Source organism: Pseudonocardia sp. NPDC049635 (genome assembly GCF_040659795.1).
GTDB lineage: Bacteria > Actinomycetota > Actinomycetes > Mycobacteriales > Pseudonocardiaceae > Pseudonocardia.
This window is the reverse complement of sequence record NZ_JBFAON010000005.1, coordinates 109830-133479: the sequence shown is the minus strand read 5'-3', so window position 1 is coordinate 133479 and position 23650 is coordinate 109830. Positions and strand designations below refer to the sequence as shown.

Below are 23650 nucleotides of genomic sequence, written 5' to 3'. Positions count from 1 at the left end.
CGCGGAACGCGGCGGCGCCCCGCCCGCCGGTCAGGTCGCGTTCCGCGGAACCGTTCGCCGGGTCGGGGCGCGTTCCGCGGAACGCGCCCCGGCCCCGGCCGTGGGTCAGCGTTGCCCGTGTGCGGTCTCCAGCGCCCGCCGGGTGAGCACCTGCACCAGGTGCGTCCGGTAGGCCGGCGTGCCGTGCGTGTCGGTGGGCGGCTCGGTCCCCTCGGCGGCCAGCGCGGCCGCCTCGGCGATCGACGCACCACCGGCGAGGGCCTGCTCGGTCGCGGTGGCCCGCAGCGGCGTCGACCCCATGTTGACCAGGCCGATCCGGTCGTCGGACACGGCGACGGCGACGATCGCCCAGTCGTTGCTGCGCCGGGTGAACTTCTCGTAGGCCCAGCCGGAGTCGCCGCAGCGCGGGAACCGGACCTCGACGATCAGCTCGTCCGGCTCGCGGACGGTCGAGAACACCCCGGTGTAGAACTCGCCGATCGGCACGTTCCGTTTCCCGCGCGGCCCCCGCAGGACGACCGTGGCGTCCAGCGCGAGCGCCGCCGCCGGCAGATCGGCCGCCGGGTCGGCGTGCGCGAGGGTCCCGCCGAGGGTGCCGCGGGCCCGGATCTGCGGGTCCCCGACGGTGCGGGCGACCGCGGGCAGCAGTGGGACCTCCGCGGCGAGCAGCTCGGAGTCCACCACCTCCCGGTGCTTGGTCCCGGCACCGACGGCGACCTCACCGGCGGCCTCGTCCAGCGTGATGTAGGACAGCTCGGACAGCCTGCCGATGTCGATCAGGAACTCGGGCGCACCGAGGCGCACCTTCATCACCGGGATCAGCGAGTGCCCACCGGCCAGCACGCTGGCGTCCTCCCCCTTCTCGGCGAGCAGCGCGATGGCGTCGTCGAGGGTGTCGGGGCGGGCGTAGTCGAACGCGAGCGGGATCATGCGCCTGCCTCCGGGTGGGTCGGGGAGGAACCTCGGGAGAAGCCCGGCGCGGTGCGCAGCGCGTCGGACTCGGCCTCGGCCCGCTGCTCGGCGTCCGGGTCCTTACCGGCCGCGACCAGCACCGCACGGACGATGTTGTGGTACCCGGTGCAGCGGCAGAGGTTGCCCTCCAGGCCCTCCCGGACCTTCCGCTCGTCGAGGTCATCGTCGTGGCTGATCAGCGAGACCGCGGACATGACCATGCCCGGCGTGCAGAACCCGCACTGCAGGCCGTGCTCGGCGTGGAACGCCTTGGTGACGGGGTGCTCCGGGCGACCGTCGGCGGCGCCGTCGAGACCCTCCATCGTGGTGACGGACTGCTGGTCGGCCTGCACCGACAGCACGGTGCACGACTTCACGGCCTCGCCGTCGAGCAGCACCGTGCAGGCGCCGCAGGAGGTGGTGTCGCAACCGATGTTGGTGGCCTTCAACCCGACGGTGTCGCGCACGTAGTGCGCGAGCAGCTGCCGGGGCTCGACGTCGGCGCTGGTGCGCTCGCCGTTGACGGTGATCTCGACCTTCACTTGGAGGCCTCCTGAATGGCTTCCCAGACCCGCAGCGGGGTCAGGGGCATGTCGATGTGCGTGATGCCCAGGTGCGACAGGGCGTCGATGACGGCGCTCTGCGTCGCCGGGGTGGACCCGATCGTCCCGGCCTCGCCGATCCCCTTGTACCCCATCGGGTTCACCGGGGTCGGGGTGGTCATCTCGACCAGATCGAAGCTCGGCAGCTCGGCCGCCGAGGGGATGCCGTAGTCGGCGAAGGTGCCGGTCAGCGGCTGGCCCTCCTCGTCGTAGAGCACCTCCTCCAGCAGTGCCTGCGCGATGCCCTGGGCGATGCCGCCGTGCCGCTGCCCGTCGCAGAGCAGCGGGTTGAGGATCGGGCCGGCGTCGTCGACGGCGACGATCCGCTCGACGGTGACCTTCCCGGACTCGGTGTCCACCTCGACCACGCAGACGTGCGCGCCGAACGGGAAGGTCGGCTTCTGCCCGTCCCAGGTGGTGTCGACCTTCAGTTCCTCGCGAGCGGCCAGCTCGGCCAGCGTCACCGACTTCCCCGGCACGCCGGCGACGGTGATCGCGGCGTTCACCGGGTCCAGCTCCAGGTCGTCCACACTGGCCTCGAGCAGGTCCGCGGCGCGCTGCTTGGCGAGATCGACCAGCTGGCCGGACGCCTGGTGCACCGCGACGCCACCGGTCTGCAGCGAGCGCGAGCCCATCGTGCCGCCGCCGCGCGGCACCAGGTCGGTGTCGCCGTGCTTGACGGTGATCTTGTCCATGCCGATGCCGAGCTGCTCGGAGGCGAGCATCGCCCACGCCGTCGCGTGCCCCTGGCCGTGCGGGGAGGTACCGGTGAGCACGGTGACGGTGCCGTCGGGGTGCACCTGCACCGACGCGTCCTCGGCGAAGGCGCCGCCACCGGTGATCTCCACGTAGGTGGAGACACCGATACCCAGCTGCCGCACGTCGCCGCGCTCCCGGCGGGCCTTCTGCTCGGCGCGCAGCCGCTCGTAGCCGGCCTCGGTCAGCGCGAGATCGAGGGCCTTGGCGTACTCGCCGGAGTCGTACTCGACGCCACCCTTGGTCTGGAACGGGAACTTCTCCGGGGCGACGACGTTGAGCCGGCGCACCTCGGCGGGGTCCTTGCCGATCTCGGCGGCGAACAGGTCCATCGCGCGCTCGATCGCGGCGGTGGCCTCCGGACGGCCGGCGCCGCGGTAAGCGGCGATCGAGGTGGTGTTGGTGACGACGGCGCGGGCGCGCGAGTCGACGTTGGCGATGTCGTAGGTGCCCGGCGCCATCATCCGGGTGAACATCGGCAGGAACGTCCCCAGCCGCGGGTAGGCGCCGAGATCCTGCACGACGTCGAGCCGGTAGTGGGTCACCTTCCCCTCGCGGGTGCCGCCGATCGTGACGGTCTGGCGCTGGGCGCGGCCCTGCACCATCCCGGTCATGTTCTCCGAGCGGGACTCGTTCCACCGGACGGGGCGGCCCTGCGCCCTGGCGAGCCAGGCGACCAGCGCGAACTCCGGGTCGGAGCCGATCTTCGCGCCGAACCCGCCGCCGACGTCGGGCAGGATCACCCGGATCTTGTCCTTGTCCAGGCCCAGCCAGCCGGCGACCTCGTCCCGGCCGCCCTGGGCGTTCTGGTTGGACATGTACAGGGTGAGGTGGTCACCCTCCCAGAACGCGCTCGCGGCCCGCGTCTCCAGCGGTGCGGCGGCCAGGCGCTGGTTCACCAGGTCCCGGGTGACGACGACCTCGCAGCCGTCGAAGAAGTTCGCGTCGGGCTCGGAGTCGTACCCGTAGGCGGCGGCGGTGTTGGTGCCGGCCTCGGGGAACAGCAGGGTCTCGTCGGCCGCGGCGGCGAGCGGGTCGATCACCACCGGCAGCGGCTCGTACTCGACATCGACCAGCTCGGCGGCGTCCTCGCCCTGGTAGAACTCCTCGGTCAGCACGGCGGCGACCGGCTCGCCGACGAACCGGACCCGGTCGGTCGCCAGGAACGGGCGCGTCATCGCCTTGTTGGCGCCGGGGAACAGCAACGCCGGGGCGATGTCGAGGTCGGCACCGGTGACCACCGCGACGACGCCGGGCGAGTCGAGGGCGGCCGAGGTGTCGATCGAGGAGATCGTGGCGTGGGCCAGCGGTGAGCGGACGAGCGTCAGGTGCAACGCCCCGGTCAGCCGTTCGTCGGTCAGATCGTCGGTGTAGGTCGCGCCGCGTGTGAGGAAGACCGGATCCTCGGTGCGGACGACGCGGGTGCCCAAGATGCTCATCGGACGCGAGCGTATAGCCGACAACGGCCTCGCGCGACGCACGCTTTTCGTCGATTCTGCAGGTCAGGGCACCCTTACCAACGTCGCGCCCGCGGTCGTCTCCGCATCTGCGGAGCCTCTCCGGAGCGCAGGCCCGATCATCAGGTTCGCCGCCGCATGCCCGGTTGGTCACGAGCGGTGATCCTGGCGTCACCGAACACGGCCGGGCTCGCTGCCGCCTCCTCCAGGAACTCCGTCAGCGGCCCGCGGTCGAACGGCGCCGGGCCCCCGAGCACCGACTGCTCGTCTACCTCGCGGCCGGACCCGGCTCGTCCCACCACGGCCGGACCGCCCACAGCGGCGAGACCGGCCCGTGGCCGGCGCCCAGCGGATAGGAGTGCCGCACCGCCTCGACGATGTAGCGCTTCCCGAACCGCACGGCCTCCTCCAGGTCCAGCCCGCGGGCCAGACCAGACGCGATCGAGGCGGCGAGCGAGTCGCCGCCACCGTGGGTGTTCCCGGTGTCAAACCGCGGCCCCGGCAGCTCCACGAACGTCTCACCGTCGAACAGCAGGTCCAGGCAGCCGTCGGTGTCCTCGGCCAGGTGACCGCCCTTCACCAGTACGGCACCCGGGCCGAGCGCGTGCAGCGCCTTGGCGGCCGCGTACTGGGCGGCGCGGTCGTGCACGTCGTGCTCGACGAGCAGCCGGATCTCGTCCAGGTTCGGGGTCACCAGGGTGGCCCGGGGGAAGAGGGTGTGCCGGTAGGCGTCCAGCGCCTCGGTGGCCAGCAGCGGGTCGCCGTGCATGGAGGCCGCCACCGGATCCACGACGAGCGGGGCCGCCCGGTCCGTGCCGGCTCCACGGCCGATCCCGTTGTCGTCGCAGGCGGCCGCGACCGCCTCGATGATCTCCGCGTTCGCCAGCATCCCGGTCTTCGCGGCCTGCAGCCCGATGTCCCCGGCGACGGTCGCGATCTGCCCGGCGATCGTCTCCACCGGGATCGTGTGCACCCCGGTGACCCCGACCGTGTTCTGCACGGTGACCGCGCAGACCGCGACGCAGCCGTGCACCCCGCACGCGGCGAACGTGCGCAGGTCCGCCGGGATCCCGGCACCGCCGCCGGAGTCGGTGCCGGCGATCGTGAGCACCCGTGGCGGGGTCGTCCCGACAGTGGGTTCGGCCATGATCGACATCCTTCCCTGGCCGGCATTACCCGGCCGGTTCCGCGGTCGGCGGCACCCCGCCCTCTCAGCCCGCTCCACCGGCGAGCTCCCGCACCTGCTCCGCACGACGGTAACCCGGGCGGTCGGGGCCGGTGCGCGGCGGCCGGGGAATGTCGGTCCCGCGTGGAACACTGCGCGGCGAGGAGGTCGCCCCATGAGCGCACAGTCCGACGAGCCGTTCGCGACCGGCGCCCGGATGACCGGGCAGCTGGTGGCACCGCTGCATCCGCTGTCGATCAGTGAGTACCTGGCGATCGGCGAGGTCGAGCCGGGCTACACCGAGCTCGTCGAGGGGAGCATCGTGATGTCACCGAGCCCGGTACCGCGCCACAACAGGGCCCAGAAGCGACTGCTGCGCCAGCTCGACGACCAGATCCCGGCCGGGTTGGAGGCGATCCCGGAGCTCGACGTCGACCTGGCGCTGTCGGGCCCCGACGGCCCGGGCTGGAGCCGTCGCCCGGACATCGTGGTCGCCCACCGCAGCGCCTACGACCGGGTCGACCGCGACGGCGGGGTCCTCGCCGCCGCCGAGGTGGTCCTCGCGGTCGAGATCCTCTCGCCCGGTTCCCGACGCACCGACCACGTCACCAAGCGCGGTGAGTACGCCGACGCCGGCATCGGCCACTACTGGGTGGTGGATCTGGGCGACAGGGCTGCGCAGCGCGAGCCGGTGTCCCTGCTCGCCTGTCATCTGGCCGGCGAGTTCGGTTACGCCGACGGCGGTGTCGTCACCGGGCGCTTCGTCGCCACCGAGCCGTTCGCGGTGGAGCTGGATCTCGACGCCCTGGGGTGAGCGCGGTGCGGAACGGCCCCCGACGAGCCGTCCCGCACCGCGCCCGGCCGGCGTCAGTCCCCGGCGGAGGCGATCGGCAGGTGGACCCGGCCGCCCCCGTCCCGGAACTGCTCGGACTTCTCGTCCATACCGGCCTCGATCGCCTCGACGCTGGTCAGACCCTGCGCCTCGGCGTAGTCGCGGACATCCTGGGTGATCTTCATCGAGCAGAACTTCGGCCCGCACATCGAGCAGAAGTGTGCGTTCTTCGCGGGCTCCGCCGGCAGCGTCTCGTCGTGGTAGGACTGCGCGGTGTCCGGGTCCAGGGCCAGCGCGAACTGGTCCCGCCAGCGGAACTCGAAGCGGGCCTGGGAGAGCGCGTCGTCACGCGCCTGGGCGTGCGGGTGCCCCTTGGCCAGGTCGGCCGCGTGCGCGGCGATCTTGTAGCTGATCACGCCGACCTTCACGTCGTCCCGGTTCGGCAGCCCGAGGTGCTCCTTCGGGGTGACGTAGCAGAGCATCGCGGTGCCGGCCTCGGCGATCCGGGCGGCGCCGATCGCCGAGGTGATGTGGTCGTAGCCGGGCGCGATGTCGGTCGTCAGCGGGCCGAGGGTGTAGAACGGCGCCTCGTCGCACCACTCCTCCTCCAGCCGCACGTTCTCGACGATCTTGTCCATCGGGACGTGGCCGGGGCCCTCGATCATCACCTGCACGTCGTGCTCACGGGCGATGCGGGTCAGCTCGCCGAGGGTCTTCAGCTCGGCGAGCTGTGCGTCGTCGTTGGCGTCGGCGATCGATCCGGGGCGCAACCCGTCGCCGAGGGAGAAGGTGACGTCGTAGCGGCGCAGGATCTCGCACAGCTCGGCGAACCGGGTGTACAGGAACGACTCGCGGTGGTGCGCCAGACACCAGGCGGCCATGATCGACCCACCGCGCGAGACGATGCCGGTGACCCGCTTCGCGGTCAGCGGGACGTAGCGCAGCAGCACCCCGGCGTGCACCGTCATGTAGTCGACGCCCTGCTCGCACTGCTCGACCACGGTGTCCCGGTACACCTCCCAGCTCAGCTTCGTCGGGTCGCCCTTGACCTTCTCCAGCGCCTGGTAGATCGGCACCGTGCCGATCGGGACCGGTGAGTTGCGCAGCAGCCACTCGCGGGTCTCGTGGATGTCGGCGCCGGTGGACAGATCCATGATGGTGTCGGCGCCCCACCGGGTGGCCCACACCATCTTCTCCACCTCCTCCTCGATCGAGGAGGAGACCGCCGAGTTGCCGATGTTCGCGTTGATCTTGGTGAGGAACCGGTTGCCGATGATCATCGGCTCGGATTCAGGATGGTTGATGTTCGCCGGGATCACTGCCCGACCCCGGACCACCTCGGACCGCACCAGCTCGACGTCGCACCGCTCGCGGATCGCGACGAACCGCATCTCGGGCGTCACGATCCCGGCCCGTGCGTAGGACAGCTGGGTCCCCGGCTCCCGCGAACCCACCCAGGGAGCGCGCAGCGCGGGCAGGCCCGCGCGGACGTCGATCTCCGCGGTCGCGTCGGTGTAGGGGCCGGAGGTGTCGTAGACGTCGTGATGCTCACCGTTCGAGAGCCCGATCCGCCGGACCGGGACCATGATCCCGTCCGGACCGTCCAGATAGGCCTTCCCGGATCCGGTGATCGGACCGGTGGTGACCCGTGGGCGCACGTGTGCAGCCGTCATGACGACAGTCCTCCCTGGCCGGCATTACCCGGCCGGTTCTGCGGTCGGCGGCCGATCGGCCCGCCCTCTCAGCCCCGCGCGACGGAGCTCCCGCGTGTTCAGATGTGTGCGGCGACCGTATGCGCCGCACACCGCAGCGCGCCAGCCCTTCGGCGCTTCTCACCCGGATGTCGGGAATGATCACCGCGAGCCCGGGGTTCCCCCGTGACATGACACGCGACGCCGAGCTGAGCCCGACCGACTGGGTCCGCGAGCAGACCGAGAAGATCCTCCAGACCGGCACCACCGACGGCGTGACCGTGCTGGACCGACCGGTCGTCCTGTTCACCACGACCGGAGCGAAGTCGGGGAAGAAGCGGTACGTACCGCTCATGCGGGTCGAGCACGACGGGGCCTACGCGATGATCGCCTCCAAGGGCGGCGATCCCGAGCACCCCGCCTGGTACCACAACGTGAGGGCGAACCCCGAGATCGAGGTGCAGGACGGCACCACCACCGGCACCTATGTGGCCCGTGAGGTCACCGGCGACGAGCGTGCGCAGTGGTGGGACCGCGCGGTCGAGGCGTACCCGCCCTACGCCGACTACCAGGAGAAGACCTCCCGGCTGATCCCGGTGTTCGTGGCCGAACCGAAGAGCTGAGCACCGACGAGCTGAGCACCGCCGGCCGCGCGCCCGCCCCCTGGCGTGGGCGCGCGGCCGCGGCTCATGCGGTGACGCCCTGTGCGGGTTCGACCCGCCCGGCCCGCCGCATCGGGGCGAACGAGGCGAGCACCGCGACGACGGCGACCCCGGCCACCAGGGCCAGCAGCTGACCCCACGGTGCGCCGCCGGCGTCGTCCATCTCCATCGCACCCAGCGCCAGCCATCCGTAGCCGGCGCCGAGCAGCGCCCCCAGGACGGCCCCCACCGTCCCGGCGAGGCCGGCCTCGGCCGCGACCGACCGGCGGGCCCCCGACCGGGTCAGGCCGAACGTCCGCAGCAGTGCGATCTCCCGGATCCGCTCGCCGACCGAGAGCGCCAGGGTCACCCCGACCCCGACGACGGCGACCACCAGCGTCGCCCCGACCAACGCCCCGCCGACCAACCGGGCGATCGACAGCATCGACTCGGTCTCCGCCCGGACGTCGGCCGTCCAGACCACTGCGACCGCCCCACCGGAGAGGTTCCCGACCGCCGTCCGGGCGGCGTCCGGGTCGGCCCCCGGGGCGGCGTCGACGTGTACCTCGGTCCCGACCACCCGCGCCTGCAGCAGCGGGTCGGCATCGAACCGGGCCGCGAGCCGCTGTGCGGCGGCGGCCCGCTCGGCCGGGTCCTGCGCCTCGGAGGCGACGATCACGACGTCCGACGGGTAGGACCGGTCGATCGACTCGCGCGCGCTCGCCCCGGCCCCCGCGACACCGGTCAGCAGGGCCGCCGTCAGCCCGACGCCCAGGGCCAGCACGGTGGTCATCGCGGCGGTCCGCCGGGACAGCCGGCCGGCGTTCGCGACGGCCAGCCGCATCGTCGCCGATCGGGCGGCCGGGCGCCGCAGCAGCGCCGCGGCCCCGGCGATCACGAACGGGCCGGCCGTGACCAGCGCCGCGAACAGCACCATTCCGCTCAGCGCCAGCAGCCCCAGTGCGCCGAGCGGTTCGGTGCCGGTCGCGCCGAGCGCCGCGGTGAGCACCGCGAGCACGACCAGCGCCGCCGCGACGGGGAGCCGCAACCGGGCCCGCGGGGGATGCGCCTCGGTCGCCTCCGCCGCGCCGAGCGCCACCACCGGCGGCACCCGGGCGGCGGTACGAGCCGGTGCCAGCGCGGCCGCCACCGTCGCCGCCACCGCCAGCAGCACGCAGCCGACCAGCCACATCGGCGGGACGACCAGGGCCGGCGCGTCCACGCCGGACATCCGCGCGACGGCGAGGCCTGCGTAGGCCGCCCCGACCGCGACGCCCACCCCCAGCGTCCCGGCGACCGCTCCGGTCACCGCGGCCTCGGTGAGCACCGACCGGACGACCTGGCCGCGGCTCGCCCCCACGCACCGGAGCAGGGCGAGATCGCGGCTGCGCCGGGCGAGCACGATCCGGAACGTCGACCCGACCACCACCACGGCCGCGACGAGCGCGACACCGACGAACACCGAGAGCGCCGCCAGCACCGCGCCCACCCCGGCGGAGAGCTCGGCGACCTCCGCCGCACGCTGCTCGTCCGCCGTCCGCACCTGCGCGCCGTCCGCGGCGGCGCGCACCGCCGCGGTCTCGGCATCACCGGCGACCTCGATCCGGGCCGGGCGCAGCACGGAGCCGAGCGACGCGGCGTCCGGCGGGGTCAGCACCAGCGAGTCCAGCGGCTCCTGGGGCAGGTCGACGATGCCGGCGACGGTGAACCGCCGGCCGCCCAGGGTCAGCGTGTCCCCGACGGCCAGCCCGGTGCGCCCCGCCGTGCCGCTGCCCAGCAGCACCTGCCCCGGGCCGGCCGGCGCACCCGAGGACGGCGCGGGCAGCGTCGTGAGCGGTCCGGCCATCGGATCGGAGGACACCAGCCACTGCCCACCCGTCCCGCTGCCCACGACCGGGGTGACGCCGCGGTACCCGACCGCCACGTCGGTCACCCCCGGCACCTCGCGCAGCTGCGGTTCGAGCGCGCCCACGTCCGCAGAGGACGCGACGACGACCACGTGCGACGCCCCGTCGGGGGTGCGGACACCGGCGTCGACGAGGTCGGCCCGCAGGGTCTCGGTGAGCAGCACCGAACCGGCGGTGAACACCGTCGCCACCAGCACCGCGAGCCCGGTGAGCAGTACCTGGCGCGGACGCCGCCGGATGCCGGCGACGGCCGCGCGGGTCGCCGGGTTCCCGATCCTCATGCCCGCACCACCGTCGTGCGCGGGGCCGGCCGGTCGGCGGTGAGCGCGCCGAGCGCGGCGAGCACCGCGTCCGGGGCGGGCCGATCCAGCCTGCCCGCCGCGAGGCCGTCGCGCAGCAGCAGGACCTGGTCCGACACCGACGCGGCGAGCGGATCGTGGGTGACCATGACGACCGTCTGGCCGTAGTCGTCGACGCAGGCCCGCAGCAACCCGAGCAGCTCACGTCCGGACGTCGTGTCCAGCGCGCCCGTCGGCTCGTCGGCGAACACGATCTCCGGGCGGCCGAGCAGTGCCCTGGCCACCGCCACCCGCTGGCGCTGCCCGCCGGACAGCTCGGAGGGCAGGTGCCGCAACCGGTTCCCGATCCCCAGCCGCTCGACCAGCTCGTTGCGCCACGCCCGGTCCGGGCGACGCCCGGCGAGCGTGACCGCGAGGTCGATGTTCTCCCCCGCCGACAGGTGCGGGAGCAGGTTCCCGTCCTGGAAGACGAAGCCCATCCGGTCCCGCCGCACCCGGGTGAGCGCGGCGTCGTCGAGCTCGCCGAGCCGGGTGTCACCGAGCAGCACCTGCCCGGACGTCGGCCGGTCCAGCCCGGCGAGGCAGTGCAGCAGGGTCGACTTCCCGGACCCGGACGGCCCCATGACGGCCGTGAACCGTCCGCTCGGGATGTACAGCGAGATCCCGGCCAGCGCCCGGACCGCACCGGGCCCCGACCCGTAGGAGCGGACCAGCTCGACGGCCGCGGCCGCCACCACCGGCGGGGTCACCGCCGCTCTCCACCGTTCTCGACCACCGGCGGCAGCGCCACGGACAACAGCATCAGGACCTCGATCATGGTGATCATCGTGTCCGGGCTGCGCCCGTGCCACCTCGGACCACGGGACGGTCTTCACCGACGGGTGCTCGTACTTCCGGTCGAGGCCGGGCGATCCGTCTCCGACCTACCGTGGGCACCATGACGCCCCCGACGGCCGTCCTCCCACCCGAGCCCGCACCCGGCGGGCCCGTGCGGCGGACGCCCACCTTCCTGGTCACGCTGGAGGTCCTGGCCTACCTGTTCTGGCTCGGCGTCGACGTGCTCGCCGCCGCGACCCTGCCCGCCGCCCGGGACGTCTGGTACTCCGGGCTCCTCGCCGGGGCGGGCGTCGCAGGCGTCGTGCTGCTGCGCCACCGGTCGACGACGGCCGGGATCGCCAGGGTGGCCGTCACCGCGCTGGCGCTGTCCGCTGCGCTCTCCCTGCTGGCCTGGCCGTTCGGTCTGCCCATGATCTCGTTCACCGAGCTGTTCGCGCTCGCCGTGGTGACGGTCGCGGTGATCCGCCGGTCGAACGGCGCCGCCGCGGTCGCGTACGGGATCGCGTCGTTCGGGGTGCTCATCGCCGTGCCCGCACTCCGCTTCGACGACGTCGACCGGCCGATGGCGCTCGCCCTGGTGGGTCTGGGCTGGGCGGGCACCGTGGCGGTCGCGGCCGTCCTGCGGGAGATGTGGGTGCGCCGGGAGGCCGGGCTCGCCGAGGCGCGCAACACCGAGCGGATGGAGCTGGCACGGGAGCTGCACGACGTCGTCGCCCACCACGTGACCGGCATCGTCGTCGCCGCCCAGGCCGCCGTCACCGTCGCCAGGACCCATCCCGAACAGGCCGGCCCGGCGCTGGAGTCGATCGAGCGGGCCGGCGCCGAGGCGCTCGCCGGGATGCGCCGGATGGTCGGCGTGCTGCGCGGCGGCGAGGAGGCGGCCCGCGCGGTGGCGCACGGCCCGGCCGACATCACCGAGCTGGTGAGTCGGTTCGACCCGTACGGGCACCGTACGGTCTTCCAGCAGGACCCCGCTCTCGACCCGGCACGACTCGCGCCCGGTGTCGGTGCGACCGCCTACCGGGTGGTGCAGGAGGCGCTGACCAACGTGCACCGGCACGCTCCGGACGCCACCGCGGTGCACGTCGGGTTGTGGCTGCGGGACGGACGACTGGAAGTCGTGGTGCGCAACGAGGGAGGCCAGGCCGACCGCAGGCGTCAGGCCGGCGACCGGGGCGGTTTCGGCCTGGCCGGGATGGCGGAGCGGGTCGGCGCGCTCGGGGGCACGCTGCGGGTCGGGCCGGACGGTCCCGGCGCATGGCTCGTGCTGGCCGAACTGCCGGCGGTGGGCCGGTGAGCATCACGGTCGTGCTCGCCGACGACCAGGAGATGGTCCGGACCGGTTTCCGGCTGATCCTGTCCGCGGAGGACGACATCGAGGTGCTGGGCGAGGCCGGCACCGGTGACGCCGCGGTGCGCCTCGCCCGGGAGCTGCGCCCGGACGTGGTGCTGATGGACATCCGGATGCCCGGGATGGACGGCATCGAGGCGACGAAGGCGCTGAGTGCCGATCCCGCGCCGCCACGGATCGTGGTGGTGACGACGTTCGACCTCGACGAGTACGTCTACGGCGCGCTGCGGTCGGGGGCCTGCGGCTTCCTGCTCAAGGACGCCGGGCCACGGCTGCTGGTGGAGGCGGTGCGGGCCGCGGCCGCCGGGGACGCGCTGGTGTCGCCGTCGGTGACGGTGCGGCTGCTGGAGCGGCTCACCGAGCCGGCGCCGCCGCGCCCGGCGACGTTGTCGGCGCTGTCCGCGCGCGAGCTGGACGTGGTGCGGGCGGTCGCGCGCGGGCGGACCAACCACGAGATCGCGGGTGACCTGTTCGTGTCGCTGTCCACGGTGAAGACCCATCTCACCAACATCGGGACCAAGCTGGGCGCCCGGAACCGGGTCGAGATCGCGGCCTGGGCGTGGGAGAACAGGCTCGTCGAGTGAGCGACCGGGCCGGTCCTCAGCGGACGGGGTGCAGCGACCGGGCCGGTCGCCGGGGGTGCGGGACGGACAGCACCGCGCTGACGTCGCCGAGAGCCTCCGGGAACACCGCCGGCACCGTCGGTCCCGGGATCTCCGGTGCCCACCGGACGCGGCCGGTGGGCACCGCGGCGTCGTCCCGCTCGGACGCGCGGTCGTCCCACAGTTCGAGCAGCGGCTGCAGGGCCATGACCAGCAGTACGGCGAGGACCGGGAGGACGGCGAGGATCGTGAGCACCATGGCGACCACGATGCCCGCCGGCGCCGGGGCGCCACATCGGTCGCGCGGACGGTTCCTGCAGGTCAACCCCTAGTACCGGGGTACGACTCCCCCGGGCGGTCTCAGGGTCGGCCCCGGGCGACGTCCTCCGCCTCGACCGCCGAGGGGTCCCACGAGTCGTCCGGGTTGCCCCAGCCGTTGCGCCGCAGCATCTTCTTCGCGGCCCGCTGGTTGCGCCCCATCAACCGGTCCAGGTAGAGGAACCCGTCGAGGTGGTCGACCTCGTGCTGCAGGCAGCGGGCGAAGAAGCCCTTGCCCTCCACGTCCACCGGATTGCCGTCCACATCGGTGCCGGTGACCCGGGCCCACTCGGCCCGCCCGGTCGCGAAGCTCTCACCCGGGACCGACAGGCAACCTTCCTGGTCGTCGTCGGGGTCCGGCATGATCTCGGGGATCTCGCTGGTCTCCAGCACCGGGTCGAGCACGTGCCCTCGGCGCATCGTGCGGGTCTCGGGGTCCGGGCAGTCGAAGACGAACAACCGCAGGTCGATCCCGACCTGGTTGGCCGCGAGCCCGACCCCGTTGGCCGCGGCCATCGTCTCGAACATGTCGTCCACGAGCGTGCGCAGCTCGTCCTTCCCGATGTCCGCCGACCCGACCGGGCGGGTGGGTCGGTGCAACACGGGATCGCCGACCATGCGGATGCGCAGAACCGTCACCGTCGCAGGGTACGGTCGCGCCGTGCGCTGCCCGCTCGGGGTGAGCGGTGCCGCACCCGCCCGGTGGGTTTCGGGCGTGGCGGGGCGCGTCGCGGCGGCTCGCCGTCGGTCCCGTGTGGTTCAATCCGACCTCGAATGACAGCTGTGTCATTCGAATCGGCGGCGGCTGCCGGAAGAGCCGTCACCGTGAGATCGTCGGCCGCTCGAGGAGCGTGATGGAGTCCGCTGGGTCCCTCTCGGAACGCCGCGGAGCGCACCAGCGCTCCGCCACCCCCTCCCGCGAGCTCGACCGCCGGGAGCGCGAGATCCTCGCGTTCGAGGCCCAGTGGTGGAAGTACGCGGGGGCCAAGGAGCAGGCGATCCGCGAGCTCTTCGACATGTCCGCGACCCGCTACTACCAGGTGTTGAACGCGCTGGTCGACAAGCCCGAGGCGATGGCCGTCGATCCGCTGCTCGTCAAGCGCCTGCGCCGGCTGCGCTCCAGCCGCCAGCGCACCCGCGCCGCGCGGCGCCTGGGCCTCGAGCCCTGAGACCGGGAAGGCCGGGCACAGCCGTGAGCCGCAGTTCGATCCCCAATCGGAGGTCACGATGACCGCACCCGCGTCCGGCGGAATGTCGCCGCTGAAGATCGCCGGGATCGCACTGATCGGCGTCGGTGTGGTGGCCGGGGTCGTCGGGCTCACCGGTCTCGGCGGCGGTGGTGACGAGAGCCCGCAGGCAGCGCCGCCACCGGCGTCGGCCGAACCCGCCCCCGGTGGGAACGGCGCACCGCCCGCCCCCGGCGAGGACGGCGGCCCCGATGGCCCAGGTGGCGCCGACGGGGCGACGCCCGGCCCGGGCGGCGAGGGCACCGACGGTGCCGCGCCCGGCGCACCCGGCACCTCCCCCTTCACCCCCGGCGCCCCGGGCACGCCCGGCTCACCCGGTTACGACGGCGCCGGTGCGGCGGGCGCGCCCCCGCCCCCCGCCGCGCCCGCTCCCGCCCCCGCCCCGGGTGGTGCGGCGAGCGAGGGCACCACGGCGACCGTCCGGCCCGCGGTCCGGATCTACAACAACTCGACGGTCCGCGGCCTCGCCGAGCAGGCCGCGGGAAAGTTCCGCAGCAACGGCTGGACCGTGTCGCAGGTGCAGAACTACTCGGAGGGGGTGATCCCCACGACCACCGTGTACTACCGCACCGGCACCGCGGAGAAGGCCGCGGCGGAGGAGATCGCCCGGGAGTTCGGCATCCGCTCCGAACCCCGCTTCGACGGCATCCAGGACGCCACCCCCGGCGTGATCGTGATCGTCACCCGGGACTTCTCGGCGGCCTGACACCGACCTGCTCCCCAGCACGCCGGCGACCCCGGACGGAACGTCCCGTCCGGGGTCGTGGTCCGTCCGGGGTGGAGCACAGCGAGGTCAGTCGCTGCGCCGCCGGGCGTAGGCCTCCAGCTCGGCGACCTGTTCCGGGTCCAGGGAGGGGCGGACCGCCCGCCGGGCCGTCGCGACGTGCGCCGCGCTCACCTCACCGGCCTCCAGCGACTCCCGCATCGCCGTCAGCGCCGCCTCCCGCAGCAGCGCGGCGCAGTCCGCGGCCGAGTAGCCGTCGAGGTCGTCCGCGAGCTCGTCGAGATCGACGTCGTCGCCGAGCGGGACGTCGCGTCCCGCGGCCCGCAGGATGTCGGCCCGGGCGGCCGCGTCCGGCGGCGGGACGAAGACGAGGCGCTCCAGCCGACCCGGGCGCAACAGTGCCGGATCGATCAGGTCCGGCCGGTTCGTCGCCCCCACCACGACGACCTCGCGCAGCGGCGTCGCACCGTCCAGCTCGGTGAGCAGCGCCGCCACCACCCGGTCGGCGACACCGGCGTCGGTCGATCCGCCCCGGCGCGGCGCGAGCGCGTCGACCTCGTCCAGGAAGATCAGCGCCGGAGCGGCCTCCGCGGCCCGGCGGAACAGCTCCCGGACCGCACGCTCGGACTCCCCCACGTACTTGTCCAGCAGCTCGGCGCCCTTGACCGCGAACACGTTGAGATCGCCGGATCCGGCCAGCGCGCGCAGCAGGAAGGTCTTGCCGCCACCGGGCGGGCCGTAGAGCAGCACCCCGCGCGGCGCGTCCACGCCGAGCCGGGCGAACGAGTCGGGATGGCGCAGCGGCCACAGCACCGCCTCGGTCAGCGACTGCTTGACCTCGGCCATGTCGCCGACGTCGTCGAGGGTCAGGCCGCCGTGGCTCAGCGCCCCACCACCGGACAGCGAGATCGGCCGGATGGATCCGACCGCACCCAGCAGGTCCTGCTGGCGGATCTCCTCGGCCTGCTCGGTTCCCGCACCCGCGCCGCGCAGGGCCGCGGCGATCGCCGCCTCGCGGCGCACCGCGGCGAGATCGGCGACGACGAACCCGGGGGTCCGGGCGGCGATCACGGCGAGATCGACGTCCCGGCCACGCGGGACGTCGGAGAGCAGCCGCTCCAGCAGCGCCCGGCGGGTCGCGGTGTCCGGCAGCGGCACGGTCAGCTCGCGGTCCACCAGGTCCGGCGCGCGCAACCGCGGGTCCAGCGACTCCGGTTCGGCGCTGGTGACGACGAGGGCTGGCCCGCCGGGCGCGGTGGCCGCGCGCAGCTCGTCGAGCACCATGGTGGCCAGCGGCGGTGGGTTCGACGCCGGGAGCAGGGCGTGGGCGTCGTGCACGAGCAGCACGGCGGGCTCCCCGGTCGCCGGGCGCGCGTCGGCGATCGCGGCCCGGACCCGCTCGGCGGCGGCCGCCGGTTCCAGCGCGGCGACCGCGGGCGCGACGAGCTCGACGCAGCGGGCCCCGGCGGCGGCGCTCGCGCTGCGCACCAGCGTCGCCTTGCCGACCCCCTCCGGCCCGCTGACGAGCACCCCGAGCCGTGCCTCGCCGCCGAGCCGGGTGAGCAGCTCGGGGCGGCGGAACATCAGCTCCAGCCAGTCCAGCAGCCGCCGGGCGACCTGCTCGTTCGCCGCGAGGTCGTCGATCGACGGCGGCGGCGGCCCGGCCTCGCCCGCCGCGAGATCCCCGGGGACGGTGTCCCCGGTGGCCGCGCCACGGGCTCCCGGGCCCGCGGCGGACGGGTCACCGGTCACCGCCCCCGGAACCGCCTCGCCACCCCGCACGGCGCCCTGCGGGCCGGCCGCGGCCACCCGGCCCGCCCGCACCGCGACCGACCCGGTGGACGCGCCGCCCTGCCAACCGACCACCGTGGACGGTGTCACCACCACCGGCCCCCCGTCCGGCTCCGCGACGGCCACGGTCAGCAGCTCCGAGGTCCACGCGCCGCCGACCGCCGCGGCCAGTGCCCGGCGCACCGAGTGCACGTCGGCGCCGGGCGGCGGTGCGATGTCCTGCGGCAGCAGCGAGACGGCGTCCCCGCGGACGAGCACCTTGCCCATCAGCGCCAACCGCAGGGTGTCCGGGCCGACCGTCGCGGTCGTGAGCCGGGACCCGATCAGCCGGACCGCGCGGGCCGCGGTGACCTCGGCCGGTGCGACGACCACCGTGGCGCCGTCGGTCAGGCCCGCGTTGGACAGCGTCACGTCGTCGAGCCGGGCCTGGCCGTGCGGGACGGCGGCATCACCGGCGACGGCGAGCGCGGCGGTCCGGCGGGAACCGGTGAGCGTCACCGCGTCCCAGGACCGCAGGCCGAGCCCGGCGAGCACCTCGGGATGCAACCGGATCACCCCGCGACGGGCGTCGGTGGCCGCCGGGGCCAGGCGCGCGACCAGGGTCAGCGAGGGATCTCCCACGCTCGTCACGCTAGTCGTCAGCGGCGGCGCAACCCGAGGCGGCGCCCGGACCCGCGGGGGGCCGGGGCGACCCCGGGACCGTGCACCGCCCGGCCATTGGCGGACCGGCTGCTCTCCCGGCGGGCGGCGCCGTCGGGGTCCAGCCTGCGGCGGACGCCCCGCGCCATCGCACCGGCCCGGCCGGCCACCCGACGGCGCAGCGGCGGCCGCAGGCCGAGCCGGCGGGCCGAGCGGGCTGCCCGCGCGACGGCACGGCGCTGGCGGGTCGGCACGTCCCACGCCTCCGGGTGCCGGGCCAGCCACCGGTAGCGGTACGCGGTGTAGGGCAACAGCAGCAGGTATCCGGTCGCGGCGATCGTGACGCCGAGGAAGGGCACCGTGAACAGCGCCGCGGCGATCGCGCCCACCCCGACGAGCAGCGGGGCGATCGCCCGCTGCGGGACCCGGACCGCCTTGAGCGACACGGTCGGGATCCGGCTGACCATGAGTCCGGCGGTGAACAGCGCCCAGACCGCGACCACCGGCCCGGTCGACCACCAGCCGGGTCCGAGGTGCAGCCACAGGTAGAGCGGGATTCCTGCGGTCATGGCGGCGGCCGGGGCCGGGACGCCGACGAAGAACTCGCGGGCGAACGGCGGCGCCTGGTCGTCGTCGAGCAGGGTGTTGAACCGGGCGAGCCGCAACGCCATGCAGACCGCGAAGACCAGCGCGACGATCCAGCCCGCCCGGACGTCCTCGAACGCCCAGATGTAGATCACCAGTGCCGGTGCGACACCGAAGGACACCAGGTCGGCGAGCGAGTCCAGCTCGGCACCGATCCGGCTGGAGGCGTCGAGCAGCCGGGCGAGGCCACCGTCGAGCGCATCGCAGAGCGCCGCGGCCAGCACCGCGCCGATGGCCAGGTCGAACCGGTCCTGCAGGGCGAAGTAGACGGCGGACAGTCCCGCGCACAGGTTGAGAACGGTGACCGCATTGGGCAGCAGTCGCACACCGGCCGGGTACCCCTTCGCCGGAGGCCCGATCGTCATCCGCTCAGCCTTCCACCGGGGTGACGACGCCGAGCACGGTCTCGGCACCGACGGTCCGCTGCCCCGGCCGGACCAGCGCCGACGTCCCCGGCGGGAGGTAGGTGTCGACCCGGGAGCCGAACCGGATGAGACCGAACCGCTCGCCGGCCGCGACCTCGTCACCCGTCGACAGCTCGCAGACGATCCGGCGGGCCAGCAACCCGGCGATCTGCACGACGCCGACCCGGTACCCGTCCGGGCCCGCGGCGACGAAGGTGATCGCGTTGCGCTCGTTGTCCTCGCTGGCCTTGTCCAGGTCGGCGGAGAGGAACTTCCCCGGCTCGTAGCGGACGGCCAGCACGCGGCCGTGCAGGGGCACCCACTGCACGTGCACGTCCAGCACCGTCAGGAAGATCGACACCCTCGGGTGCGGGACCCGCGGCAGGTCCAGTTCGGCGGGCGGGACGACCTCGGTGACGGTCGCGACGGTGCCGTCGGCCGGGGCGAGCACCGCGCCCGGCCGCTGGGTCGGGGTCCGGACCGGATCCCGGAAGAACAGCGCGGTGGCGCCGGTCGCGAGCAACCCGGGCAGCGCACCCCGCCCGCTGAGTGCGCGTACCCCGGCCGCGGCCAGCGCGACGGCGGCGACGATCGGGCGACCACCGGGGTGCATGGGCGGAATCGCGTCGCGGACCAGACGCACGATGTGGCTCGGTGAGGTGCCGGTTCCTTCGGCCATGGCGGGTCGTCGGCTCCTGATGCTCCGGTAGGGGAACCGCCACGCTACGCGGGAGCCGGTGACGCATCTCCGGCGGGACGGCCGGACCCCCGTGCGCTACGGCCGGGGGACACCTGGCACCATCGCCCGCTCCGGACGAAAAGGGCCGGGGCCGCCGTCCCCCGAGACGACGACCCCGGCCTTGGAACCGCTCGTCCGCTCCCCAGCGACGGGCGGTGGGTCCTGTGCTGCGAAGGGGTTACCCCTTCGCGAGCAAAAGTATTCCTCCCCGGCGACCGGCAGTCCAGATCACGATGGATGTCCACCGTGATCTACCTCTTTCGGCCGAACGCCTACAGGGACAGACGTCGCTCGCGGTGAGATCGTTGCCCCGTATGCCTATGAGGTGGGTCACACTTTTGGCCCAGCTCTGGCGCCGGGCGAGTGAGGCCCTGTCGCACAGCGCATCAGCGCCGGCCGGCCGGGCCGGCCCGGGAGCGACCTCCGGGCGGATCATCGACCACGCCCGGCGCCGGACGCCGGTGTCCTACGGTTCGATCAGCCAGGTCGCGACCGGTGATCCGTCGGCCACACGCGTCACGTCCGCGGGCACGTCGATCAGGCAGTCGGCCCGGGCCAGCGCGGCGATCAGGTGCGATCCGGTGGAGCCGATCTCGGCCACCGTCGCGGAGGTCGCGTCCAGCACGCCGCGGCGGAACTGCCGCTTGCCGGCCGGGGAGGAGAGCTCGCCGGCCAGCCGGGCGGTCACCACCGGCCGGTGCGGGGCCGGGTGCCCCATCGCGGCCCGCAGCGCCGGCCGCACGAAGACCTCGAACGAGACCAGCGAACTGACCGGGTTCCCGGGCAGCGTGACGACCGCGACGTCCACCCCGCCCAGATCGAGCCGGCCGCAGCCCTGCGGGCCGCCGGGCTGCATCGCGACCTTCCCGAACTGCACGCCGTGGCCGGTCATCGCGTCCTTCACGACCTCGTAGGCCCCCGCACTCACCCCGCCCGAGGTGAGGACGAGGTCCGGACGCGCGGGTGCGTCCCCGGTGATCCGATCGGCCAGCACCGCGCGGAAGCGTTCGACGTCGTCGGGCACGAACGAGAGCAGCTCCGCGGTCGCGCCCGCCTCCCGGACGGCGACGGCGAGCATCGTCCCGTTGGACTCGTAGATCTGTCCCGGCGCGAGCGGCTCACCGGGGGCGACCAGCTCCGAACCGGTCGACAGCACCAGCACGTGCGGACGCCGGCGGACCGCCAGGTCCGGGCGCCCGACGGCCGCGGCGAGCCCGATCTGCGGCGCCGCGAGCACCGTGCCCGCCCGCAGCAGCACCGCCCCGGCCGCCGCGTCCTCACCCGCCCGGCGGACGTAGGCCCCCGGCTCGGGTGCCGCGCCGATCCGGACCTGCCCGGTGCCGCCGTCGGTCCGCTCCACCGGCACGATCGCGTCGGCACCCTCGGGGACCGGCGCACCGGTCATGATCCGCGCGACGGCGCCGGGCGCCAGCGGCGGCACCGAGGTGCGCCCGGCCGGGATGTCCTCGGCCACCGGCAGCGTCACCGGAGCGGCCTCGGAGGCGCCGGCGAGCTCGGCGGCCCGTACCGCGTAGCCGTCCATCGCCGAGTTGTCGAACGGCGGCAGGGCCACGCCCGCGGTCATGTCCTCGGCCAGGACCCGGCCGCTCGCCTCGGCCAGCGGCACCCGCTCGGTCCCGGTCGGCGGCACCAGCGCGGCGACCGCGGCGGCGTGTTCGGAGACCGATCGCGGACCGGAGTTCGACCAGGTGGGTGCGGTGGCCATGGGGCCATCCTGCCCCGCTCCCCGGTGGCCCGGCATCCGGGCCCCGTCGCTTGCACTCACCACACCCGAGTGCTAGAAACGGGCACAGCATCCACTGGCACTCGTGTCCGTGGAGTGCCAGATCGGTTCGGTGAGGCCGGCGCAGGGTAGCCGGCCGTCCGTCGCGGGCGCCGCATCCGATCTCTCGACCACCTCTATCGGAGGGCAACACCCCCATGGCGAAGCAGATTGCGTTCGACGAGGAGGCTCGTCGCGGCCTCGAGCGGGGCATGAACACCCTCGCCGACGCCGTCAAGGTGACGCTGGGCCCGAAGGGCCGCAACGTCGTTCTGGAGAAGAAGTGGGGCGCGCCGACCATCACCAACGACGGCGTGTCGATCGCCAAGGAGATCGAGCTCGAGGACTCCTGGGAGAAGATCGGCGCCGAGCTGGTGAAGGAGGTCGCCAAGAAGACCGACGACATCGCCGGTGACGGCACCACCACCGCCACCGTGCTGGCCCAGGCCCTGGTCCGTGAGGGCCTGCGCAACGTGGCCGCCGGCGCCAACCCGATGTCGCTCAAGCGCGGCATCGAGAAGGCCACCGAGGCCGTCTCCCAGGCGCTGCTGAAGAGCGCCAAGGAGGTCGAGACCAAGGAGCAGATCGCCGCCACCGCGTCGATCTCCGCCGCCGACAAGCAGATCGGCGAGCTCATCGCCGAGGCGATGGACAAGGTCGGCAAGGAAGGTGTCATCACCGTCGAGGAGTCGCAGACCTTCGGGCTCGAGCTCGAGCTCACCGAGGGCATGCGCTTCGACAAGGGCTACATCTCGCCCTACTTCGTGACCGACGCCGAGCGGATGGAGGTCGAGCTCGAGGACCCGTACATCCTGCTGGTCTCCTCCAAGATCTCGACCGTCAAGGACCTGCTCCCGCTGCTGGAGAAGGTCATGCAGTCGGGCAAGCCGCTGGCGATCATCGCCGAGGACGTCGAGGGCGAGGCCCTGGCCACCCTGGTCGTCAACAAGATCCGCGGCACCTTCAAGTCCGTCGCCGTCAAGGCCCCGGGCTTCGGTGACCGCCGCGAGGCGATGCTGGCCGACATGGCCATCCTCACCGGTGGCGAGGTCATCTCCGAGAAGGTCGGCCTCAAGCTCGACACCGCCGACCTGTCCCTGCTGGGCACCGCCCGCAAGGTCGTGGTGACCAAGGACGAGACCACCATCGTCGACGGCGCCGGTGACGCCGACCAGATCGCCGGCCGGGTCAACCAGATCCGCGCCGAGATCGACCGCACCGACTCCGACTACGACCGCGAGAAGCTCCAGGAGCGCCTCGCCAAGCTGGCCGGCGGCGTGGCCGTCATCAAGGCCGGCGCGGCCACCGAGGTCGAGCTCAAGGAGCGCAAGCACCGCATCGAGGACGCCGTGCGCAACGCGAAGGCGGCCGTCGAGGAGGGCATCGTCGCCGGCGGCGGCGTCGCCCTGATCCAGGCCGGTGCGGGCCTGTTCGAGGGCCTCGGCCTGGACGGTGACGAGGCCACCGGTGCGAACATCGTCAAGGTCGCGCTGGAGGCCCCGCTCAAGCAGATCGCCATCAACGCCGGCCTCGAGGGCGGCGTCGTGGCGGAGAAGGTCCGCAACCTGCCGACCGGTGAGGGCCTCGACGCCGCCACCGGGGAGTACAAGGACCTGGTCAAGGCCGGGATCATCGACCCGGCCAAGGTGACCCGCTCGGCGCTGCAGAACGCGGCCTCGATCGCGGCCCTGTTCCTCACCACCGAGGCGGTCATCGCCGACAAGCCGGAGAAGGGTGGCGCCGCGCCCGCCGACCCGACCGGTGGCATGGGCGGCATGGACTTCTGATCGGTCCTGCCGCACCAGGCACCCAGCACGACCCGCGGGGGCGGTACCGGTTCGCCGGTGCCGCCCCCGCGGCGTTCGGGAGCCGCCGACGCCTCCGGGCCCCGGCGGGCGGTGGGCCGCCGGGCACGGCTCATCCGACCGGAGCGATCAGCCAGACGGCCAGGTAGACCAGCGCTGCGGCGCCACCGGTGGCCAGGGTCAGCACGAGGACCAGGATCCGGAGCAGGGCCACGTCGATGCCCAGGTCCGCGCCGAGCCCGCCGCAGACACCGCCGAGCATCTTGTCGGTGGCGCTGCGGCGCAGCCGGAACGAGGCGAGCCGATCACCGAGCCCCGGTGAACCTGCGCCCGCGGCGCGGTCCGTGCGCGGCGGGTTCGGGCCGGTGCCGGTTCCCGGGCCGGTGCCGACGGCCGGATCGGCCACCGGGTCGGTGGTCCGGTCGGAGCTGTTGCCTGCGGAGTTCTGCGCTGTGGTGTCCATG

Annotated in this window: 21 protein-coding genes; 7 read left to right on the top strand and 14 right to left on the bottom strand. The window is 73.9% G+C overall.

Annotated features, from left to right (window positions below):
* Positions 1-105 precede the first annotated feature (105 nt).
* The 4 genes from AB0J24_RS08930 to thiD form a co-directional block, all read right to left on the bottom strand.
* Entirely contained in the window at positions 106-930 is an 825-nt protein-coding gene (locus tag AB0J24_RS08930) for a xanthine dehydrogenase family protein subunit M (protein WP_358677730.1), read from the bottom strand.
* Positions 927-1493 carry a (2Fe-2S)-binding protein gene (locus AB0J24_RS08925; protein WP_358677727.1) on the bottom strand — a complete coding sequence of 189 codons (567 nt, stop codon included), beginning with the start codon at positions 1491-1493 and terminating at the stop codon, positions 927-929. The genes AB0J24_RS08930 and AB0J24_RS08925 overlap by 4 nt, the downstream gene beginning before the upstream one ends.
* Complete coding sequence (locus AB0J24_RS08920) at positions 1490-3748, bottom strand: xanthine dehydrogenase family protein molybdopterin-binding subunit (RefSeq protein ID WP_358677725.1); 2259 nt, start codon at positions 3746-3748, stop codon at positions 1490-1492. Before AB0J24_RS08920 ends, AB0J24_RS08925 begins: the two co-directional genes overlap by 4 nt.
* 286 nt (positions 3749-4034) lie before the next feature.
* Complete coding sequence (gene thiD, locus AB0J24_RS08915; protein WP_358677722.1) at positions 4035-4913, bottom strand: bifunctional hydroxymethylpyrimidine kinase/phosphomethylpyrimidine kinase; 879 nt, start codon at positions 4911-4913, stop codon at positions 4035-4037.
* Between the two features lie 193 nt (positions 4914-5106).
* On the opposite strand from thiD, the gene AB0J24_RS08910 reads away from it, so the two are divergent.
* Positions 5107-5745: a Uma2 family endonuclease gene (locus tag AB0J24_RS08910; protein ID WP_358677719.1), complete on the top strand. Its 639-nt coding sequence runs from the start codon at positions 5107-5109 to the stop codon at positions 5743-5745.
* A 53-nt stretch (positions 5746-5798) separates the two neighbouring features.
* Here AB0J24_RS08910 and thiC read toward each other — a convergent pair whose 3' ends face one another.
* The gene (thiC, locus tag AB0J24_RS08905) at positions 5799-7436 is read right to left on the bottom strand and encodes a phosphomethylpyrimidine synthase ThiC (RefSeq protein WP_358677717.1); all 1638 of its coding nucleotides are present in this window, start codon (positions 7434-7436) and stop codon (positions 5799-5801) included.
* 209 nt (positions 7437-7645) lie between these two features.
* Here thiC and AB0J24_RS08900 point away from each other — a divergent pair, with 209 nt between their 5' ends.
* Positions 7646-8077 (top strand): nitroreductase family deazaflavin-dependent oxidoreductase, encoded by a 432-nt coding sequence (locus AB0J24_RS08900; RefSeq protein WP_358677714.1) that lies wholly within the window; start codon positions 7646-7648, stop codon positions 8075-8077.
* Positions 8078-8141: 64 nt separating this feature from the next.
* On the opposite strand, the gene AB0J24_RS08895 is transcribed toward AB0J24_RS08900, so the two are convergent.
* Both AB0J24_RS08895 and AB0J24_RS08890 read right to left on the bottom strand, forming a co-directional pair.
* Complete coding sequence (locus AB0J24_RS08895) at positions 8142-10283, bottom strand: FtsX-like permease family protein (RefSeq protein ID WP_358677711.1); 2142 nt, start codon at positions 10281-10283, stop codon at positions 8142-8144.
* Positions 10280-11050 (bottom strand): ABC transporter ATP-binding protein, encoded by a 771-nt coding sequence (locus tag AB0J24_RS08890; protein WP_358677708.1) that lies wholly within the window; start codon positions 11048-11050, stop codon positions 10280-10282. Before AB0J24_RS08890 ends, AB0J24_RS08895 begins: the two co-directional genes overlap by 4 nt.
* Before the next feature lie 188 nt (positions 11051-11238).
* Between AB0J24_RS08890 and AB0J24_RS08885 the strand changes: the two genes are divergently transcribed.
* Together AB0J24_RS08885 and AB0J24_RS08880 are read left to right on the top strand one after the other, a co-directional pair.
* Positions 11239-12435, top strand: coding sequence for a histidine kinase (locus AB0J24_RS08885; protein ID WP_358677705.1), 1197 nt, complete (start codon positions 11239-11241; stop codon positions 12433-12435).
* Positions 12432-13073: a response regulator transcription factor gene (locus AB0J24_RS08880; protein ID WP_358677703.1), complete on the top strand. Its 642-nt coding sequence runs from the start codon at positions 12432-12434 to the stop codon at positions 13071-13073. The genes AB0J24_RS08885 and AB0J24_RS08880 overlap by 4 nt, the downstream gene beginning before the upstream one ends.
* 16 nt (positions 13074-13089) lie before the next feature.
* Here AB0J24_RS08880 and AB0J24_RS08875 read toward each other — a convergent pair whose 3' ends face one another.
* Together AB0J24_RS08875 and AB0J24_RS08870 are read right to left on the bottom strand one after the other, a co-directional pair.
* Entirely contained in the window at positions 13090-13350 is a 261-nt protein-coding gene (locus AB0J24_RS08875) for a hypothetical protein (RefSeq protein WP_358677700.1), read from the bottom strand.
* Positions 13351-13451: 101 nt separating this feature from the next.
* Positions 13452-14048: a peptide deformylase gene (locus AB0J24_RS08870; protein WP_358677697.1), complete on the bottom strand. Its 597-nt coding sequence runs from the start codon at positions 14046-14048 to the stop codon at positions 13452-13454.
* 215 nt (positions 14049-14263) lie between these two features.
* Between AB0J24_RS08870 and AB0J24_RS08865 the strand changes: the two genes are divergently transcribed.
* Together AB0J24_RS08865 and AB0J24_RS08860 are read left to right on the top strand one after the other, a co-directional pair.
* Positions 14264-14578: a DUF3263 domain-containing protein gene (locus AB0J24_RS08865; protein ID WP_358677694.1), complete on the top strand. Its 315-nt coding sequence runs from the start codon at positions 14264-14266 to the stop codon at positions 14576-14578.
* Between the two features lie 58 nt (positions 14579-14636).
* Positions 14637-15362: a LytR C-terminal domain-containing protein gene (locus AB0J24_RS08860; protein WP_358677691.1), complete on the top strand. Its 726-nt coding sequence runs from the start codon at positions 14637-14639 to the stop codon at positions 15360-15362.
* A gap of 87 nt (positions 15363-15449) precedes the next feature.
* On the opposite strand, the gene AB0J24_RS08855 is transcribed toward AB0J24_RS08860, so the two are convergent.
* From AB0J24_RS08855 to glp, 4 genes are all read right to left on the bottom strand, one after another.
* Positions 15450-17792: an AAA family ATPase gene (locus AB0J24_RS08855; RefSeq protein WP_358677688.1), complete on the bottom strand. Its 2343-nt coding sequence runs from the start codon at positions 17790-17792 to the stop codon at positions 15450-15452.
* Positions 17793-17809: 17 nt separating this feature from the next.
* Positions 17810-18820: a CDP-diacylglycerol--serine O-phosphatidyltransferase gene (pssA, locus tag AB0J24_RS08850; RefSeq protein WP_358677686.1), complete on the bottom strand. Its 1011-nt coding sequence runs from the start codon at positions 18818-18820 to the stop codon at positions 17810-17812.
* Between the two features lie 4 nt (positions 18821-18824).
* Complete coding sequence (locus AB0J24_RS08845; RefSeq protein ID WP_358677683.1) at positions 18825-19538, bottom strand: phosphatidylserine decarboxylase; 714 nt, start codon at positions 19536-19538, stop codon at positions 18825-18827.
* Between the two features lie 526 nt (positions 19539-20064).
* A complete protein-coding gene (gene glp, locus AB0J24_RS08840; RefSeq protein ID WP_358677680.1) occupies positions 20065-21324 on the bottom strand; it encodes a gephyrin-like molybdotransferase Glp in 1260 nt (419 codons plus the stop codon).
* Positions 21325-21539: 215 nt separating this feature from the next.
* Between glp and groL the strand changes: the two genes are divergently transcribed.
* On the top strand, positions 21540-23168 hold the full coding sequence (gene groL, locus AB0J24_RS08835; RefSeq protein ID WP_358677677.1) for a chaperonin GroEL: 1629 nt from the start codon (positions 21540-21542) through the stop codon (positions 23166-23168).
* 130 nt (positions 23169-23298) lie between these two features.
* Here the strand turns inward: groL and AB0J24_RS08830 are convergent, their stop codons facing one another.
* Positions 23299-23649 carry a PspC domain-containing protein gene (locus AB0J24_RS08830; protein WP_358677674.1) on the bottom strand — a complete coding sequence of 117 codons (351 nt, stop codon included), beginning with the start codon at positions 23647-23649 and terminating at the stop codon, positions 23299-23301.
* Position 23650: the final 1 nt, after the last annotated feature.